Here is a 16,237-nt window from a genome sequence, read left to right as displayed (position 1 = left end):
TCTTGACCTTGGCGAATTTAATTCGCCAAGGTCAAGCGCACCTGCTGATAGCCAGTAATCCCTTCTATCAACATCCCCCTGATTAGTCCTAACAACCTGTTTCAGTCCTGATCCCAATTGGGACAGATCTGTGATCATAACCAGAAGACCTCGTAGATGGTGGCTATAAATTTCCATAGGTGCGCGCCTCCTAGGGCGAGTAAATCGCCCTAGGGTCCCACCTCCTAGTGTAGGTGCTGCTGGCAAGAACTCCTTTTATGTTATCTCTCTGACGAGAAAGGTGATAAACCCCAAGGCTGACCAGATCAGGATATCCTCCTCCGATGGCTATTAGTCCAATTCGGTTTGACTGCTATTAGTCCAATCAATACCATAGTGCTGCCCTAAATTCTGCCCCTGCTTTGGCCTAAGCGGCTTTGGGCGCTGATTAGACTTCGCCGCAGTTATCAGGGCAAAGGGGAAAGGGTAAAGGGATTAGATTATGAGTCTACCCCGAGCCTGTTGATGCCAAAATCCCAGCATGGGCAATCGGTCTTGGGCAATCGGTCTTGGGCAATCGGTCTTGGACAACCTCAGTTTTATGTAAGAAATTGGCTGGTTTTTTGAGGATATAGGAGACATAATTAAGAATTCAGGAGAATAATTCAGAAGTTATTGGGAGAATACATAGGTTAATTGCCCATTAAACTCTGATTAATTCCTAATTAACTATAAAATTCAGTTATTATGGCTCCTGAATCCTGAATCGAAGCTCCTGACTCCTGGATAAAGTTGGTGATGTCGAACTCAGGTTGGGCAAGACTAGGAAACTCGACAACCACCTGGACTTGATTCACCAAATTTTTACTTTTTTTTCACAATTAACCAAATCTTCACATTTAGTTCAAAAAAGCTTTCAAAAAATTTGGGTAGTCTTCATGATAAATTTATAAAAATTATACTGATTTTTTCATATCCTTACTTATATAACCTAACTGGGTTGTTTTTACAGCACCTTTGAACGGCACAGGAAGCTGCAAACAGCGAGTCAATCCCAAACTAGTTCATTTGGGATTGACTCGTAATTATTACTCTAGCGGTTTTCAAGCTAGTAAGGTACAAGTTTTAGGGACCAGGGACCAGGGACCAGGGACCAGGGACCAGGGACCAGGGACCAGGGACCAGGGACCAGGGACCAGGGACCAGGGACCAGGGACCAGGGACCAGGAAGCAGTAAAGTCATAAGAGGGAAGAGGTAAAAAATTATGTGTACCTCATTAGGCTAAAAAACGCTAGATTAGCCACTGCATCAAGAGGAATTGCTACAACCTTTAGATTTCTTTCAGAAGTCGGGAACAGGGATCAGCGGATTTGGGAACAGAGATCAGGTAACAGTGGACAAGAGTTGCTGATTTGACTTCCCAAACTCCCCACACTTCACCCACTCACCTCAAGCAGGTTTTGTGTAAGCATATGCCCTACGCGCAATAGCTGATAGCTGATAGCTGATAGCTGATAGCTGATAGCTGATAGCTGATATAGCAGAAGTCAGAAGTCAGAAGTCAGAAGTCAGAAGTCAGAAGTCAAACTCTTGCGCTTACTTTGGGTGTGAGACTTTTGTCATGTCCTAACTGCCCTGGCGACTGCTATAGCTTACGGTTTTGTAGCAATAATAGTGCGGTGACGAGGATCGCTGGCTACCGTGGTCTGATAGTCAAAACCAACTTTAATCATCGCCCCTTCCACATCAAAGCTGTAGTAGTCATCACTCCAAGGTTCTGTACTTTTCATCAACACAAACAGTGCAGGGGGCAGATTCTGGATGACTGGGGAGGCAGGATTATTATCTACAACACCAAGGCAGCCACCAGGTCGTAGAATACGTAGCGCTTCGGAAAAAATTTCCTCTGTTGCTTGGTGCGGTAGTTCATGAAGAACCAACTGTAAGGTGACCACATCAAAGGAATTGTCTGGTAAACTGGTTTCCTCTCCTTTGCCATGGATCCATTCGGATATTTCTGCTGTCTGATCCATGGTCTTGGCCACAGCCAGCATATAAGGGGATAAGTCTAACCCAACGGTGCGGATTTTGCCCTTTTTGATCCTGGAGTAGTAGCGGTGTAGCGCTAAGGTAGATATCCCTACTGAGCAGCCAATGTCTAGCACATCTGTGACTATCTCGGGATTATACTCTCCTAGTACTTGATGAAAACTACTTCGTAATCGCTCTTGTGCCGAAAGCCAAGTAAGTTTTTCTTTGGGCCAAACCCTCAACCCCATAGCCTGGGTAGCACTGGCAGCTTCAAAGGCAGCTTCCCAGCATAGGTTTCCCTGGTCATAAGCATGGAAAGGGACTTTGTAGTAGTCTGGGTAGACCAGGCTAGGGTTAGTAATCTCGGATAGTAAGGTCTTCGCTCCTGATTTTTCTAACTCCTGGTAGTTTTTCCGCCACTCAATCCCATTTTTTTCTGCGGTTTTAATTAGCACCTGCCTGGCCTGGTGTTGCATCACCTTGTAGATCGGCTTGGTGTCGATCAACAGATTAACGAACCGGGAGAGTAAGTCATCCCCCGCCCAGTCTGGTTTGAGCTTGTCCTTCATCAGTATTCAAAAATTATCCCAATGATTAGCTCATCTAATTATTTCATAGCGGTATGATTGCGCGGTATTATTCCTCTGCCCCAGCACCGATTTCAGTTAAAGTAACTAAACAGTGGCATCAACGATAATAAAGTAGTTTGGGAAAACGTTACCTTGATTCCTAGCTACAAAGAGAATTAATGACTAATGATTCTTAACAACCCAAAATCCCAAGTGGACAAAAGCTGGAGTAGTTGGGTCATAGTTCTATTACTGCTGGTGTGGATAGCGATCGCAGCAGGTTTACGGTTTACCTATCTGGCCGGAAAACCCCCCTGGTCAGATGAATTTGCCACCCTAGTGTTTAGCCTGGGCAATAGTTTTCGGAGCGTACCGCTGGATCAGGTGATTACGTCAGATACCCTGTTAGCTCCCCTCAAACCGAACTCTAGTGCTAGCATCAATTCCGTTATTAATAACCTAATCACGGAGAGTAATCACCCACCACTGTACTTCGTCCTAACCCATCTGTGGCTGAAGCTGTTTCCAGGCCATGGGGAATTGGTATCCCTGTGGGTAGCGCGATCCTTGAGTGTGCTACTGGGAGTGATTTCAATTCCAGCCATGTTTGGGTTAGGTTGGTTAGGGTTTCGTTCTTGCCTGGTGGGTCACTTCGCAGCAGCACTGATGGCTGTTTCACCCTATGGCATTTATCTGGCTCAAGAAGCTCGACACTACACTCTAGGGATTCTATTGGTTATCGCTTCAGTCAGTTGTTTGGTGTACGCTACGCGATCGCTTCAACGGCAGACGCCCTTCCCGATTTACATAGCATTAATCTGGGTTATTGTCAATAGCTTGGGCATAGCTGTCCATTACTTTTTCGTCCTGGTGATCGCAGCTGTAGGACTGGTAATGCTTGGGTTGCGGATTGGGTCAGGGGGTTCAGTATTTTCTTGGAAGTACTGGTGGCGAATTTACGCGGTGGCCCTCGGGACATTAATGGGAGTCTTAGTTTGGCTGCCAATTTTGCCACGCCCCTCCAGTAATCGTTTGACAGAGTGGGTTCACCAAGACACAACCCTCAGCAATTTGCTCGAACCGGTAGCTAGACTCTTGTCTTGGCTGATCACTATGGTAGTGATGCTGCCAGTAGAAGGGCAATCCCTACCGATTATGGTCGCCTCTGGACTAGTAACAGTAATATTAGTGCTCTTGATAGGGCAACTGTTGCGTCGAGGAATCAGAATTCAGAGGTTACACTCCCAGACTAAGGTCATGACTCAGGTTTTGGGCGGTTTCGTCCTGGGAGCGATCGCATTATTCTTATTAATCACTTACGGTCTTGGCATTGATTTGACCTTAGCCGCTCGTTACCAGTTTGTCTACTTCCCCATCGTAATTATGTTACTAGCAGCAAGCTTTGCCAGTTGTTGGAGAGCTGCCCAAGGGAAAGATCAGCAATGGGTAGCACTAATCCTGTTGATGGGATTGGTAGGTGGAGTGATAGTGGCATCCCATGTGAGTTACCAAAAAGCCGATCGACCAGATCTTGCGATCGCTAAAATCTTAGAGATTAGTGATTTCCAGTCTCAATCCCTGCCAGTCCTGATTGCTACAGTTCACAAAAGCCATGAACAAACAGGAGAAATGATGGGGTTAGCTTGGGAATTGAACCGTCGCAAAGTAGTTGATACTGCCATTAATTCACCCCAGTTTCTTTTGGCACATAAAGACACCGAGCCAAGGGTAGCTACAGAAACCCTGCAAAAAACTGTGGCTCAACTGCCCAAACCTTTAGAATTGTGGGTAGTCAATTTTTCTGCCTCTGTTGAGTTAAAAGCCCAAGGTTGTATTAAGGATAAACAATCTATATCTAAAGTCCCTGGTTATCGATTTCGACGGTATTCTTGTGAGAAGCATGGGGCTGAGGGCAGGAAATAGGGAAGAGTGTCGGGAGAGGGTGGAGTGTTCGGAGTGTGGGGGGAGAGGGAATAAATAGTTTTCGATAATTTGGTATAGTTAAAGATATTTTTGCTGATTTTTATCGTACTTCCTGCAGATAAATCAGCCATTTTGCTAAACGTTTATTAATCGATTCAAGACTTCTGGCTTAATTCCTAATCCTTAATACTTAATCCTTAATACTTAATACTTAATAGTCTCTCTTCCCTGTGCCCAGATCCGCTGTGCCCAGATCCGCTGTTCCCTGTTCCCGATTCCCGATTCCCGATTCCCGATTCCCGATTCCCTGTTCCCTATAAAACTTGGCAATTGCTGTAATTGTATGGTATATTTCCGAATAAATTAATAGCGCTAGAGTAAGTTGCCCGATCATGATAGATACCACCCAAGCCGCCTATCTTCTAGGTATTTGTCCTCAACGAGTTCGCCAACTCCTGAAAGAGGGCAGAATTCAAGGAGCCGAAAAAGTTGGTCGCTTTTGGCGGATTCCGCTATATAACGGTATGCCCAAGATAGTTCCCGGTAGCCGAGGACCACAAGGCTCCTGGAGAAAACAGCCCAGCAAATCCCTGACTCACATCTACCTCAACGAGGAAGTACTTCAAAAGAATCAACAAAACCATACAACAGACCCAGTGATTACAGTTAAACGGGGTAATCGCGATATCAACTGTCATTATGTAGAAATCAGCGGGCCATCCCGGTTAGTCTATAGACCAGAATCTCCCAAGAATAGTGGTGCCACCCTTTGGATAGAGGTTGAGCCTAATGTGGAGGTTGTAACTAAGGTTTTTGGTCAGTATTAACATGTTCAGAATTAAGCTCAACCACTTGTAGGGTGTATCCTCTTTGCTTAGCAATCCGCTTAGCTTTGGCTTGGGCTTGACTGAAGGAATCAAATTTGAGTGCTCCCCCTGCATGAGGACACCAATTTAACCGTTCCATCCCACCTAATAACTCTAATGAAGCTAGGTAATTAGAGCTATTGGATTCAAATAATACGTACCTAGGTCGGGATGAAGTGCTGTTAGTACCGTCGTGAGATTCTTGGCGACGTTGTTGTTTTAGTTTTGACGCACGACCCATAGCAGACCTCTAGAAAACTAGTGTTGAATGTTTAAAAAATTATTATTCCAGCGGCAGGTGATGAGTGACGAAAGTAAAATTTTATATTTACCAAAGATAGTGTAAATCCAGGACAAACCCAGGCAAAACCTCCTCCCCTGATAAAGTTTTAGGAGACTCCAACACCTCCACAACTTGACCTGGTCGATAAATTTCCACTTGCCGTGCTTGAGGATTAATTAACCAGCCCAGACTTACCCCATTTTTTAGATATTCCTCCATCTTGGCTTGAGTCACCGTTAACCGATCAGTTGGAGACATTAATTCTAGCACAAAATCCGGGCAAATCGGTGGAAACTTCTGGCGTTGCTCTGGTTTAAGTGCATCCCAGCGTTGTTGTTTAATCCACGCTACATCCGGAGAACGGTCAGCACCATTAGGGAGTTTAAAGCACGTCGAAGAGTCAAAACAAACCCCTAATTTAGCTTTTCGATTCCAAATACCTAAATCGATGATGATTTCAGCATTATGGTTACCAGTTTCTCCACCAGTAGGTGACATGATAATCACTTCTCCCTTGGCATTGCGCTCAAATTTTATTTCCGGGTTATTTCGACATAACTTATAAAATTGGTCATCAGTCAGTTCAATAATAGAGTTGAAACTTACTGTAAAAGCAGTCATGGTGATTTAAAATGTAGAATTGTAGGGACTATTTTAATTATTATCAAGTTCCACAGGGATGATACACTCAGGACTATTATTTCTGACATTATTCACAGTAGTGCTAACGGGATAAACACTCATCTTCTGGGCATCATAGGGAATCAGTAGTGGCTGCAATAGCTCCCGTTGACTTACCTGATGATGCAGCCATAAATCATAATCCCTAGGTTCTAATATGACTGGCATTCGATCATGGAGCGGACTGATAATGTCATTAGCTACTGTGGTTATAATTGTACAAGAAGCAATTATCTCACCCGTTGGATTTTTCCAAAGTTCCCAAAGTCCTGCAAAAGCAAACGGACGCTTATCTTTCATATGGAAATACAACGGTTGCTTCTTGCCATCCTTTCGTCGCCACTCATAAAAACCATCCGCTATAACCAAGCAACGCCGACGACGGAATGCACTGCGAAATGCTGGCTTTTCTGCTACCGTTTCTGCTCTAGCATTAATCAGTTTTGCCCCAATTTTTATATCCTTTGCCCAACTAGGAATCAAACCCCAACGTAACAATTGCCATTGTCGCTCAGTCTCAGTTGAGGGGTTTAATACTGTTGCCACCAGCTGAGTAGGGGCAATATTGTAACTAGCCTCCTGGGTTGGCACATCATCTAAATCAAAAGCTCGCGCTAGGCTTACCCCTATAGTTGTCAGGGTGAATCTACCACACATACTGGACGTGATTTAGTATTTATGTACTATTTTAGAAGCAAGTTATCCGTCCTGAGTGCTACAAACCAGCAAGCCTGCTATTAAGCGATCGCGTAGCGTGGCCTACGGCCAATCGCATTTCAATCAGCAATTCAATCATTTGTGGCGGTCGGCTCTGGAAGGTTTGCTAGTTTCGTCCCTTACTGGAGCAGCGTTCAAGTAATAGACCTTGACAAAATTAGCAATATAATCAGCAATTACCCGATTCCCGATTCCCGATTCCCGATTCCCGATTCCCGATTCCCGATTCCCTGCGCGCAGCGCTATAGTACGGGCAACCATTCCAGTCACCCGTACAACCGTCAACTGTCAACCAACCATCAATGTCTTAAAGATCTGTTTCGCTAAACTCACGATTCATGTGGTCAAAGGGCTGATCAACAAATCCGATATTCCCAATACCAGCTTCTGTTGCCATTGCTTTGACCATATCTTTCATAATCTCAATCCCACGCACGGTTGGAGCGATTGGCACACCTAGGGAGTTATAGGTTTCCCGCAACCCTTGTAGAACCCGCTCATCCAGGACATTGGTATCACCAGCAACTAGGGCATAACTAGCATAGCGCAGGTAATAATCCAGATCTCGTAAACAAGCAGCATAACGACGAGTTGTATAAGAATTGCCACCTGGACGCAACAGTTCAGGAACTTCCTCATACAGTTGTGCTGATGCTTGCTTGACAATAGAAGCAGCATTGCCATTGATTAAAGTAGCTACAGCCACCCGAGCGGTGCCAGTTTCAAAGTAAGACTTAAGTGAATCGATGGCATCCCGATCTAGGTAGCGACCTGAGCTATCATAATTCCTAATCAAGTTTGTGACTAGATCCCTCATTAAATTATTCTCCCAACAACAATCTTGATATTTTTGATTTACTATTGACCTCTTCCCTAGATATAGGGCGAGCACTCAACAGGTACAGAGCGCTACACTATGCACTCCACAGGAGTTAAACAGCAAGTTGAATGTGTGCTCAATTCCAGACGCTATAATTGGCTGGAGCTAAGCGTATACATATCTTTCATCACTAGATTGTACCCTGTTGCTTGTTGCTTTCATCCTTAATGCTTCTTGAGAATTGGGCGTTGCCCACCATAGATGTGACCTTATAGTTGAGCAAGACACTTCCAGAGGGGGGAAACAGGGAAACTAGAACCGACCGACCAAATGCTCCCACTAACCCCATTGCCCATATAGAGGCCATATAGAGGGATTTAGGCAAAACCTGCCACTAACCAGAGCCTAGTCTTCGCCTCTGTGCCATGGTGACCAGACAAAGACCTTCTGTTGAGCCTTTGTGCGAGCCTTTGTGCGAACCTGACTTAGTCTAGAACTCGAAAATTTAATTTTTTATTCATATGAGATCCGATCATCTTAGGACATTCTGTATTGTTAGATACATAATGTCCTACTTTCTATCCCTAGGATGAGTCAGGAATCAGGGAACTACAACTTTTCACTGTTCAAGGGAAAAGCCCATCAAGATGCTTTTAAGAAAATCGTGCTGCTTGCACCACTCAAAAAAAAGTATCTCCCCAGGAATAACTGACTCGGATGCTTACCTAGCCCGTCCTCGGTTTGGGAAAGCTTAAGTGTCGCCAATTTTGGTAGATTCACTAACTCAAGTAATTTTCTAAGATTGTTTCTTTGTAAACAAACGTAAAGCTGATCAAAGGAGTCATTCATGCCTGAAACCCCACAAGAAGTCTTGAAAATGATTCAAGACCAAAACATAAAAATCATCGACCTTAAATTCATTGATATGCCAGGGATCTGGCAGCACTGCTCGTTTTACCAAGACCAAATAGAAGAGGATTCCTTTGTCGATGGAGTTCCCTTCGATGGTTCAAGTATTCGGGGTTGGAAAGCAATCAACGAATCTGACATGGCAATGGTTCCTGATGCCACAACGGCTTGGATCGACCCATTCATGAAAGAACCAACCCTGAGCATGATTTGCAGCATTAAGGAACCGCGTACTGGGGAATGGTACAGCCGCGATCCACGCAGCATTGCTCAGAAAGCCCTTGACTATCTGATCAGCACTGGCATTGGGGATACCGCCTTCTTTGGTCCAGAAGCTGAATTCTTTGTGTTTGATGATGTTCGCTTTGACCAAACCGAGAGCCAGTGCTACTACTATGTAGACAGCGTTGAAGGTCGTTGGAATTCTGGTCGAGAAGAAGCAGGTGGTAACCTCGGATATAAGCCTCGCTATAAAGAAGGTTATTTCCCTGTCTCCCCCACAGACACCCTGCAAGACATGCGTACCGAAATGCTGCTAACCATGGCAGAGTGCGGCGTACCCATTGAAAAGCACCACCACGAGGTAGCTACAGGTGGACAGAACGAGTTGGGTTTCCGCTTTGGCACCCTAATTAAGGCTGCTGACGATCTGATGACTTATAAGTATGTCATCAAAAATGTTGCCAAAAAGTATGGCAGAACTGTCACCTTCATGCCCAAACCAATCTTTAATGACAATGGTTCGGGAATGCATACCCACCAATCTATCTGGAAGGATGGGGAACCCTTGTTCTGGGGTGATGGTTACGCCAACCTAAGTACCATGGCGCTCCATTACATCGGTGGTTTACTCAAGCACGCCCCGGCTCTGTTAGCACTTACCAACCCCAGCACGAACTCCTACAAGCGTCTGGTTCCTGGGTTTGAAGCCCCAGTCAACTTAGCTTACTCCCAAGGCAACCGTTCAGCTTCCATCCGCATTCCTCTGTCTGGCCCCAATCCTAAGGCCAAGCGGTTAGAGTTCCGTTGCCCTGATGCCACCTGTAACCCCTATCTCGCCTTCGCTGCCATGCTCTGTGCTGGTATTGATGGCATCAAGAACGAGATTGAACCAGGTGACTCTCTAGATGTGGATATTTACGACCTCTCTCCAGAGGAATTGAGCAAAATTCCATCCACCCCCGGTTCTCTAGAGGATGCTCTGGCAGCCTTAGAAAAGGATCATACCTTCTTGACTGAATCAGGAGTATTTACCGAAGACTTCATTACCAACTGGATTGAATTCAAACTAGACAACGAAGTCAACCCCATGCGGTTGCGGCCTCATCCCTATGAGTTCGCACTATACTACGATGTCTAATACTTTGTCAATGGTGAACTAAGACCATTAGCCATCCTCTAGGGTCAACTACCGCACACTGACCCTCAAGGTACAGTGTGGGCTTGAATAAAGCCTGTTGACCAGACGGCGCGAGGCAAGAAATCCTCGCCTCGCGCAGCCGTTAAGACTAAGCGTTAAAATTCGTACCTTGAAATGCGTGCCAGTTTCAAGCACTACAACTGGGTAATTAAACAGGTCATTCGGGAAAGCCAGTGTTACTCAGAAAGTACCGAGTCTTAACACGTCGAGGCAAACCTTACCAACTTATGTTGAGCGTTCAAAGTAATGCGAGTTTTCGTAGTAGACAAAAACATTTTGCCTCTTGACCCTTGCCATCCAGCACGGGCGAGAGAACTACTCACAAAAGGACGAGCGAAAGTCTACAAGCGCTATCCATTCACGATCGTGCTACAGGAGAGAACGGCGGAAGAATCGATAGTTCATCCTCATAGGATTAAGATTGACCCTGGAAGCAAAGTAACTGGAATTGCCGTAGTTCAAGAGGAGACAGGACGTGTTGTAGGAGCGTTAGAAATCTCTCACAGAGGGCAACAAATTAAAGACGCCCTTGAATCTCGTAGGGCATTAAGAAGGGCACGCCGTAACCGTAAAACCCGTTACCGTAAACCTCGATTTCTGAATCGAACCCGTAAACAAGGATGGTTACCTCCCTCTCTTGAGAGTCGGATTGCCAACATTGAAACATGGGTCAGACGGATGCTCAAAGTTTGTCCTATTACAGCCATCTCTACTGAGCTGGTTAGGTTCGATACTCAGGAATTACAAAATCCTGAGATTAGCGGTGTTGAGTATCAACACGGAGAGCTCTTTGGCTTTGAAGTAAAAGAGTATCTATTGACCAAATGGGGTAGAAAATGCACTTATTGCGGCGTTGAAAATGTCCCCTTAGAGATTGAACATATCATCGCCAAATCAAGGGGAGGTAGTAACCGTGTGAGCAACTTAACATTGGCTTGTCATTATTGTAATCAAGCCAAAGGAAACCAACCTGTTGAAGAGTTCCTGAAAAAAAAACCATTAGTTCTCAAACGAATTTTGGCACAAGCATTAGCACCATTGAAAGATGCGGCAGCCGTTAACGCTACCCGATGGGAACTGTTCAGAAGGCTGCAATCGTTCAGTTTGCTATTAGAAACAGGTACAGGGGGTACAACCAAGTTTAACCGTAAGACCAGAGGCATCGAGAAACACCACTGGACTGATGCGGCTTGCGTAGGTGCCTCTACACCGGAAAAGCTACTTTTAAAGGGAGTTAAGCCACTATTAATCAAGGCAAAAGGTCATGGAACTCGTCAGCGTTGCGGGACTGACCGCTACGGCTTCCCAATCCGTCATGCTCCATCCCAAAAGTTCTTTATGGGTTTCCAGACAGGGGATTTAGTGAAAGCTAATGTTTTAACTGGGAAGTACCTAGGAATCTACACCGGTCGAGTGGCGATTCGATTTAGACCAAGTTTCAAACTAACCACAGTCGGCAAAAGGTTTGACGTTCATCCAAAATATTTGAAAACTATTCACTTTGCTGATGGATACGAATATGGCTCCTGAACAGCGGATTTACTATCGCTCAATTGTTTGTTTGACGGCAATTCCTCGGACAGCTGAAACCGTAGGTTCAGTGTCCATTGAGGAACACTTCGAGCCACACTGATTTTAGATTGATTTTATTACTGAATCATGTTTTTTGCTGCTACGAGGTCCAGTAATTTTTTTCATGATAAGCGCGTTTGTATTTGAGATGTAAACCTGTATTGTCTTTTTTTATTGTCGAATAAAACTCCGGAGCTCTTGCCCCTTTTGCCTTTTGCCTCTTACATGCATGCCTCTTGGCCTTTGGGAGTATGTTAACAACCGAGATCTAAACGCTATTATAGTCTACAGTAGACTTGGTCATAAATAATTCCTGTCCCCAATTCAACGACCGTTCCCCTATCGGGTCAGACGTGGGTTTGGTGCGGGTTTAGCTAAGAAAATCTATGACAGTTGCATATCCTCACAAATCAAACAATGGCATGGGTGCCCGTGAAATCCTGCCACATGTGGTACGCGATCGCAAACTTCACCTGGTCATGCTCAACCGCTATCGCTACAACGAACAACACAGTTGCCTGGATCTCACGGATTTGGTAGAAAAGCTGGATGGTCAGCCAAAAGAACTGGTGCGTGACCTATCTCATCACATTGCTGACGAAGCTCGTCATGCCATGTGGCTGACTGACCTACTCATGAAACTGGGGGCAGATATTGGTAAGCCCCCTGGAGTGTCCTACATCAAGGAATTTGATCGACTGATCGACCAGGAAAGCTATAAACAACCAGGAAAGCTGAACGATGGACTGATCGGTGGTTTGGCAGCGATTAATGTCACCGAAAAACGGGGATGTGAGTACTTCTCAGCTCACATCAAAGCATTGAAAGAGGCACCGAAAACGGAAGAAAATATTAAGATTCTTAAAACCATTGAACAGATTTTCCCAGAGGAAGTTGGTCATGTGCGTTGGGGGAATCGGTGGTTGGCACAAATTGCCAAGAAAAGCCCAGAACATCGACAGAAGGTCGAACAGGCAAAGCGCCAGTATGTAGCGATAGAACAGGCGGCTTATGAATCTGGTATAGATCTGATGGCAGGTGCTGAACTGCGCCGACTCAATAACTTGCTAGAGGTTGCCAATACTTTGCCAGTGTGGGAACGTCCTCAGTACCTGATCGAGCGCTTACCCCAAACCTTGCTAGCCCCTGAACTGCAAATGACCAGGATTCAGGTAGCACAAAAGGCTTGGCAGCAAGATCCACAAGGGTTTATCGAAAAATTTGTGCCAATGTTTTTGAACGGTCTGAATCAGGTATCTAAACATCAGCAAAAAGCTGTCTCCTAGAAAATTGGTCAAGAAGTCAGAAGCTGTTCAAGGGCATTTGTTAGTGTTTCGGTATCTCAAAGGTAAAATCTAAGACAAGGGTTCAAGGAAAAAGGTTAAGGCAAAATCATTTTTTCCCCTTGACCCTTTCCTTTTTGCCTGTCTCACCTAATTGCATGTCTCGACCCTTGATTTAAGAAAATCACTCAACGTGTCAAGAAGCATAGCTACAGGTGATACTGGGTCTTAGGCAAACCCCAAGACCAGCACAGAGAAATAGATTATGACAAACCCACAGCCGAATCCTGACACTCTATCTAGTCAAGACTTGTCAATGGCAGAAATCGTTGCCAGTGAGTTCAACCAGACTATGACTGCCGTTAACTATGTCGAAAACATTGAAACGGTCATCTCCAGCCTGGAACAAAACAATAGCGCTATGGTAAGCCACAGTGAAGAAGGCTACTTGTGGAAGTTTCAGTACGGTAGCGTGGAAGTATTCGTTCAGCTCACTGGTTCCACAGATGATGACACCTTCACAGCTTGGTCTTCTGTGATGCATCTACCTGCCAAGGACGAGGCAAAATTGATGCGCAAGCTCCTGGAAATGAACTGGTATGACACCTTTGAATCCCGCTTTGCTATTGTTGAGGATCAAGTTGTCGTGTTATCCACGCGAACTGTTGCTGAATTGTCCCCAGGAGAAATTTCTCGCGCCATTACCGTGGTAGCCACTATAGCCGATGACAATGATGACTTATTACAAGCTGAGTTTGGTGCGGCCTAAAATCTTCTGATTCCAGTTGATATTACCACACAGGTGAAGGATAAAGATTAAAACATACCAGTTAGCGAACAAATCAGCCAACAATGGCATTGTTTAATACTTCAGACTTACCACTTGAGACTTCTGATAGTTCAGACTTACCACTTCAGAGTTCATCCTGGCGTTTAATTCCCTTACTACAGGCATCAGGGCGGCTTCAGATGGCCATTGACCAGTGGCTACTAGCCCAGCACCAACGGGGAAAACATCCCCCAGTATTGCGATTTTATACCTGGGCATCACCAACCATCTCTGTTGGCTACCATCAACGCCGTTGGCCTGAGTTCTGGGAACAACTCACTTGGGCATCACAACCAGTAGAGCTGGTAAGGCGTCCCACTGGTGGTAGAGCTGTGCTACATCAGGGAGATTTGACCTATATGGTGGTTAATTCCGGGTTGACTGGTAAACGTCTTGATGCCTATCACCAAATTTGTGAGTTTTTGATTCAGGGGTGGCGCTCGCTTGGTGTAGAGTTGCACTATGGTTCAGCCGGACGGGGGTATATTCACAATCCCAACTGTTTCGGGACTGCTACTGGTGCCGATTTAGTGTTGGCAGATGGTTCTAAACTGATTGGTAGTGCTCAATTGCGCCGTGGTAATGTGACTTTGCAGCATGGCTCAATTCCCTTAGAACCAGATGCTGGACTGTATACTCAAGTGTTTGGGGAAGCGCCCCCTCCCTTTGATCTACCCATGGCTCAACGGGGAGATGCCTTAATAAACATTGTGGTGGATGCCCTAACTCATGCTGCTGCCGATTGTTTTGGTGTGGAGTTGGTAGAGAAGCCTTTATCAAATCAGGAGTGGCAAGAAATTCTGGCTTTGGTAAATAGCCGATCAGATCAATAGCCGATCAGAACAAATCTGGTTGAACACCCATAGTTAAGGCTGATGGAAAAGCAGACAAGGAGAGGTTTTTATCATGGATAAAACAGAAATTATAGCGCTACGTGCAAGTCAGAAGTAAGAAGTAAGAAGTCAGAAGTAAGCGATTACTTACGTTTCGGAGTTTAGGAATTGTCTTACATCTGAATGCGTAGTGCTATATCAGAACTTAAGCAAAAGTAGGCAACAAACTAGCTGATGTCTAAAGTTACTACCAGAAATGACTTGGGCGTGATGATTTGTAAGCTCCAAATCCTGTTCCGAGCCCAATATACTCCTGGCTCGTTTCTCAATTTTTGACAATAACTGCCATAAATCCCACCTCCTGTCAGTATTTTCCCTGAGGGTAAGTTCAAGGTAAGTTTATATAATCCTAAACAAGCACCTTTTTCAGTAATAGCTTCAAGTATGCAGCAGCACAGATTAATCAGGCTACCCATTTTTTGTTCCGGCTTAGATTTTGCTAACTCTAATAAGTGAAATAATTGATAAAAATAAATTCATAATAACTAAATTTTCTAGGATTATAACTCAAAACTATTTGTTTTATTTTAATAAATAAATTTAGACTTAGACATGGTTAAGGGATGATAAATTATAGATATTTTACAATTTATGAGTAAATCGATTTGTGTTGATATGACCCTGAACCAGTGACATACGATCAAGACAAAAATCTCATCTTAGTTGTAGATGATACACCCACCAATTTATCAGTCATATCCCAGGCTTTGCACAATGCTGGCTTTACGGTTGCTGTGGAAACAGATGGTGAAAGCGCGATTGAACAAGTTAACTATAATCAACCCGATCTAATTCTATTGGACGTAATGATGCCAGGAATTGACGGATTTGAGACTTGCAAAAGACTAAAAGCAAACCCTTCAAATCGAGACATCCCCGTAATTTTCATGACCGCACTGACTGACACAGTTGATCAGGTCAAAGGTCTTTCCATCGGAGCCGTCGATTACATCACCAAACCGTTTCAACAAGACGAGGTATTAGCTAGAGTAAGGATACATCTACAACTAAGACATTTGACTATAACCCTTGATGAACAAAATGCCCGTTTGAAACAAGAAGTTGCGGAACGTGCGGCGGCGGAAACCAGGTTAAGTAAGACTTTCCAACAGCTTAAGGAAGCCCAAGAGCAAATTATTGCCACAGAGAAACTAGCATACCTCGGTACCTTAACTGCAGGGGTTGCCCATGAACTGAGGAATCCTCTCAACTTTGTCAACAATTATGCCGAAGGTTCGATGGAGTTAGCTGAGGAACTCATCGAAGAATTTAAAATACAATTAGAGCATATAGAAACAACAACAGCTAGCTATATCAAAGACACCTTGACAGAACTGCGAGACAATTCTCTCGCTATCAAACTTCATGGTCAAAGAGCCGAGGGCATCATTCAAAGCATGATGCAGCATGCTCGAACTGACAGTACTCAACTCCAACTGACTGACCCTTCACTCAGGTAGA

The 16,237-nt window shown here is 44.7% G+C and carries 15 protein-coding genes; 9 read left to right on the top strand and 6 right to left on the bottom strand.

The genetic code is table 11. The features are described 5' to 3' along the window. Positions 1 to 704: 704 nt before the first annotated feature. Both F6K64_RS21725 and F6K64_RS21720 read right to left on the bottom strand, forming a co-directional pair. The gene (locus tag F6K64_RS21725) at positions 705 to 836 is read right to left on the bottom strand and encodes a hypothetical protein (protein ID WP_008177993.1); all 132 of its coding nucleotides are present in this window, start codon (positions 834 to 836) and stop codon (positions 705 to 707) included. Positions 837 to 1,632: 796 nt separating this feature from the next. After that, a complete protein-coding gene (locus F6K64_RS21720) occupies positions 1,633 to 2,580 on the bottom strand; it encodes a class I SAM-dependent methyltransferase (RefSeq protein WP_008177988.1) in 948 nt (315 codons plus the stop codon). A 186-nt stretch (positions 2,581 to 2,766) separates the two neighbouring features. On the opposite strand from F6K64_RS21720, the gene F6K64_RS21715 reads away from it, so the two are divergent. Then, complete coding sequence (locus tag F6K64_RS21715) at positions 2,767 to 4,503, top strand: glycosyltransferase family 39 protein (protein ID WP_008177986.1); 1,737 nt, start codon at positions 2,767 to 2,769, stop codon at positions 4,501 to 4,503. A 392-nt stretch (positions 4,504 to 4,895) separates the two neighbouring features. Next, positions 4,896 to 5,330 carry a helix-turn-helix domain-containing protein gene (locus tag F6K64_RS21710; RefSeq protein WP_008177982.1) on the top strand — a complete coding sequence of 145 codons (435 nt, stop codon included), beginning with the start codon at positions 4,896 to 4,898 and terminating at the stop codon, positions 5,328 to 5,330. Here the strand turns inward: F6K64_RS21710 and F6K64_RS21705 are convergent. From F6K64_RS21705 to F6K64_RS21695, 3 genes are all read right to left on the bottom strand, one after another. Beyond that, positions 5,308 to 5,610: a hypothetical protein gene (locus tag F6K64_RS21705; protein WP_008177980.1), complete on the bottom strand. Its 303-nt coding sequence runs from the start codon at positions 5,608 to 5,610 to the stop codon at positions 5,308 to 5,310. The two genes, F6K64_RS21710 and F6K64_RS21705, sit on opposite strands and share 23 nt — an antisense overlap. 87 nt (positions 5,611 to 5,697) lie before the next feature. Continuing rightward, positions 5,698 to 6,273: a Uma2 family endonuclease gene (locus tag F6K64_RS21700; RefSeq protein WP_008177978.1), complete on the bottom strand. Its 576-nt coding sequence runs from the start codon at positions 6,271 to 6,273 to the stop codon at positions 5,698 to 5,700. Between the two features lie 33 nt (positions 6,274 to 6,306). Continuing rightward, positions 6,307 to 6,990 carry an SOS response-associated peptidase gene (locus F6K64_RS21695; protein ID WP_008177976.1) on the bottom strand — a complete coding sequence of 228 codons (684 nt, stop codon included), beginning with the start codon at positions 6,988 to 6,990 and terminating at the stop codon, positions 6,307 to 6,309. A gap of 141 nt (positions 6,991 to 7,131) precedes the next feature. Here F6K64_RS21695 and F6K64_RS21690 point away from each other — a divergent pair, with 141 nt between their 5' ends. Continuing rightward, a complete protein-coding gene (locus tag F6K64_RS21690) occupies positions 7,132 to 7,377 on the top strand; it encodes a hypothetical protein (RefSeq protein ID WP_154659637.1) in 246 nt (81 codons plus the stop codon). Here the strand turns inward: F6K64_RS21690 and apcB are convergent. Further along, a complete protein-coding gene (gene apcB / locus F6K64_RS21685) occupies positions 7,358 to 7,867 on the bottom strand; it encodes an allophycocyanin subunit beta (protein ID WP_008177972.1) in 510 nt (169 codons plus the stop codon). The two genes, F6K64_RS21690 and apcB, sit on opposite strands and share 20 nt — an antisense overlap. A gap of 850 nt (positions 7,868 to 8,717) precedes the next feature. Here apcB and glnA point away from each other — a divergent pair. The 6 genes from glnA (at position 8,718) to F6K64_RS21655 (ending at position 16,236) form a co-directional block, all read left to right on the top strand. Further along, the gene (glnA, locus tag F6K64_RS21680) at positions 8,718 to 10,139 is read left to right on the top strand and encodes a type I glutamate--ammonia ligase (protein WP_008177966.1); all 1,422 of its coding nucleotides are present in this window, start codon (positions 8,718 to 8,720) and stop codon (positions 10,137 to 10,139) included. Between the two features lie 306 nt (positions 10,140 to 10,445). After that, positions 10,446 to 11,729: an RNA-guided endonuclease IscB gene (gene iscB, locus F6K64_RS21675; protein ID WP_287251413.1), complete on the top strand. Its 1,284-nt coding sequence runs from the start codon at positions 10,446 to 10,448 to the stop codon at positions 11,727 to 11,729. A 428-nt stretch (positions 11,730 to 12,157) separates the two neighbouring features. Further along, positions 12,158 to 13,057: a ferritin-like domain-containing protein gene (locus F6K64_RS21670; RefSeq protein WP_044491863.1), complete on the top strand. Its 900-nt coding sequence runs from the start codon at positions 12,158 to 12,160 to the stop codon at positions 13,055 to 13,057. A 262-nt stretch (positions 13,058 to 13,319) separates the two neighbouring features. Further along, positions 13,320 to 13,823, top strand: coding sequence for a YbjN domain-containing protein (locus F6K64_RS21665; RefSeq protein ID WP_008177958.1), 504 nt, complete (start codon positions 13,320 to 13,322; stop codon positions 13,821 to 13,823). A gap of 83 nt (positions 13,824 to 13,906) precedes the next feature. Next, positions 13,907 to 14,716, top strand: a complete 810-nt coding sequence (locus tag F6K64_RS21660; protein WP_008177956.1) for a lipoate--protein ligase family protein — start codon at positions 13,907 to 13,909, stop codon at positions 14,714 to 14,716. Between the two features lie 689 nt (positions 14,717 to 15,405). Beyond that, on the top strand, positions 15,406 to 16,236 hold the full coding sequence (locus F6K64_RS21655) for a response regulator (RefSeq protein ID WP_008177952.1): 831 nt from the start codon (positions 15,406 to 15,408) through the stop codon (positions 16,234 to 16,236). Position 16,237 lies beyond the last annotated feature (1 nt).

The sequence above is a fragment of the Moorena sp. SIO3A2 genome (assembly GCF_010672265.1).
GTDB lineage: Bacteria > Cyanobacteriota > Cyanobacteriia > Cyanobacteriales > Coleofasciculaceae > Moorena > Moorena producens.
This window is presented reverse-complemented; position numbering and strand designations above follow the sequence as displayed.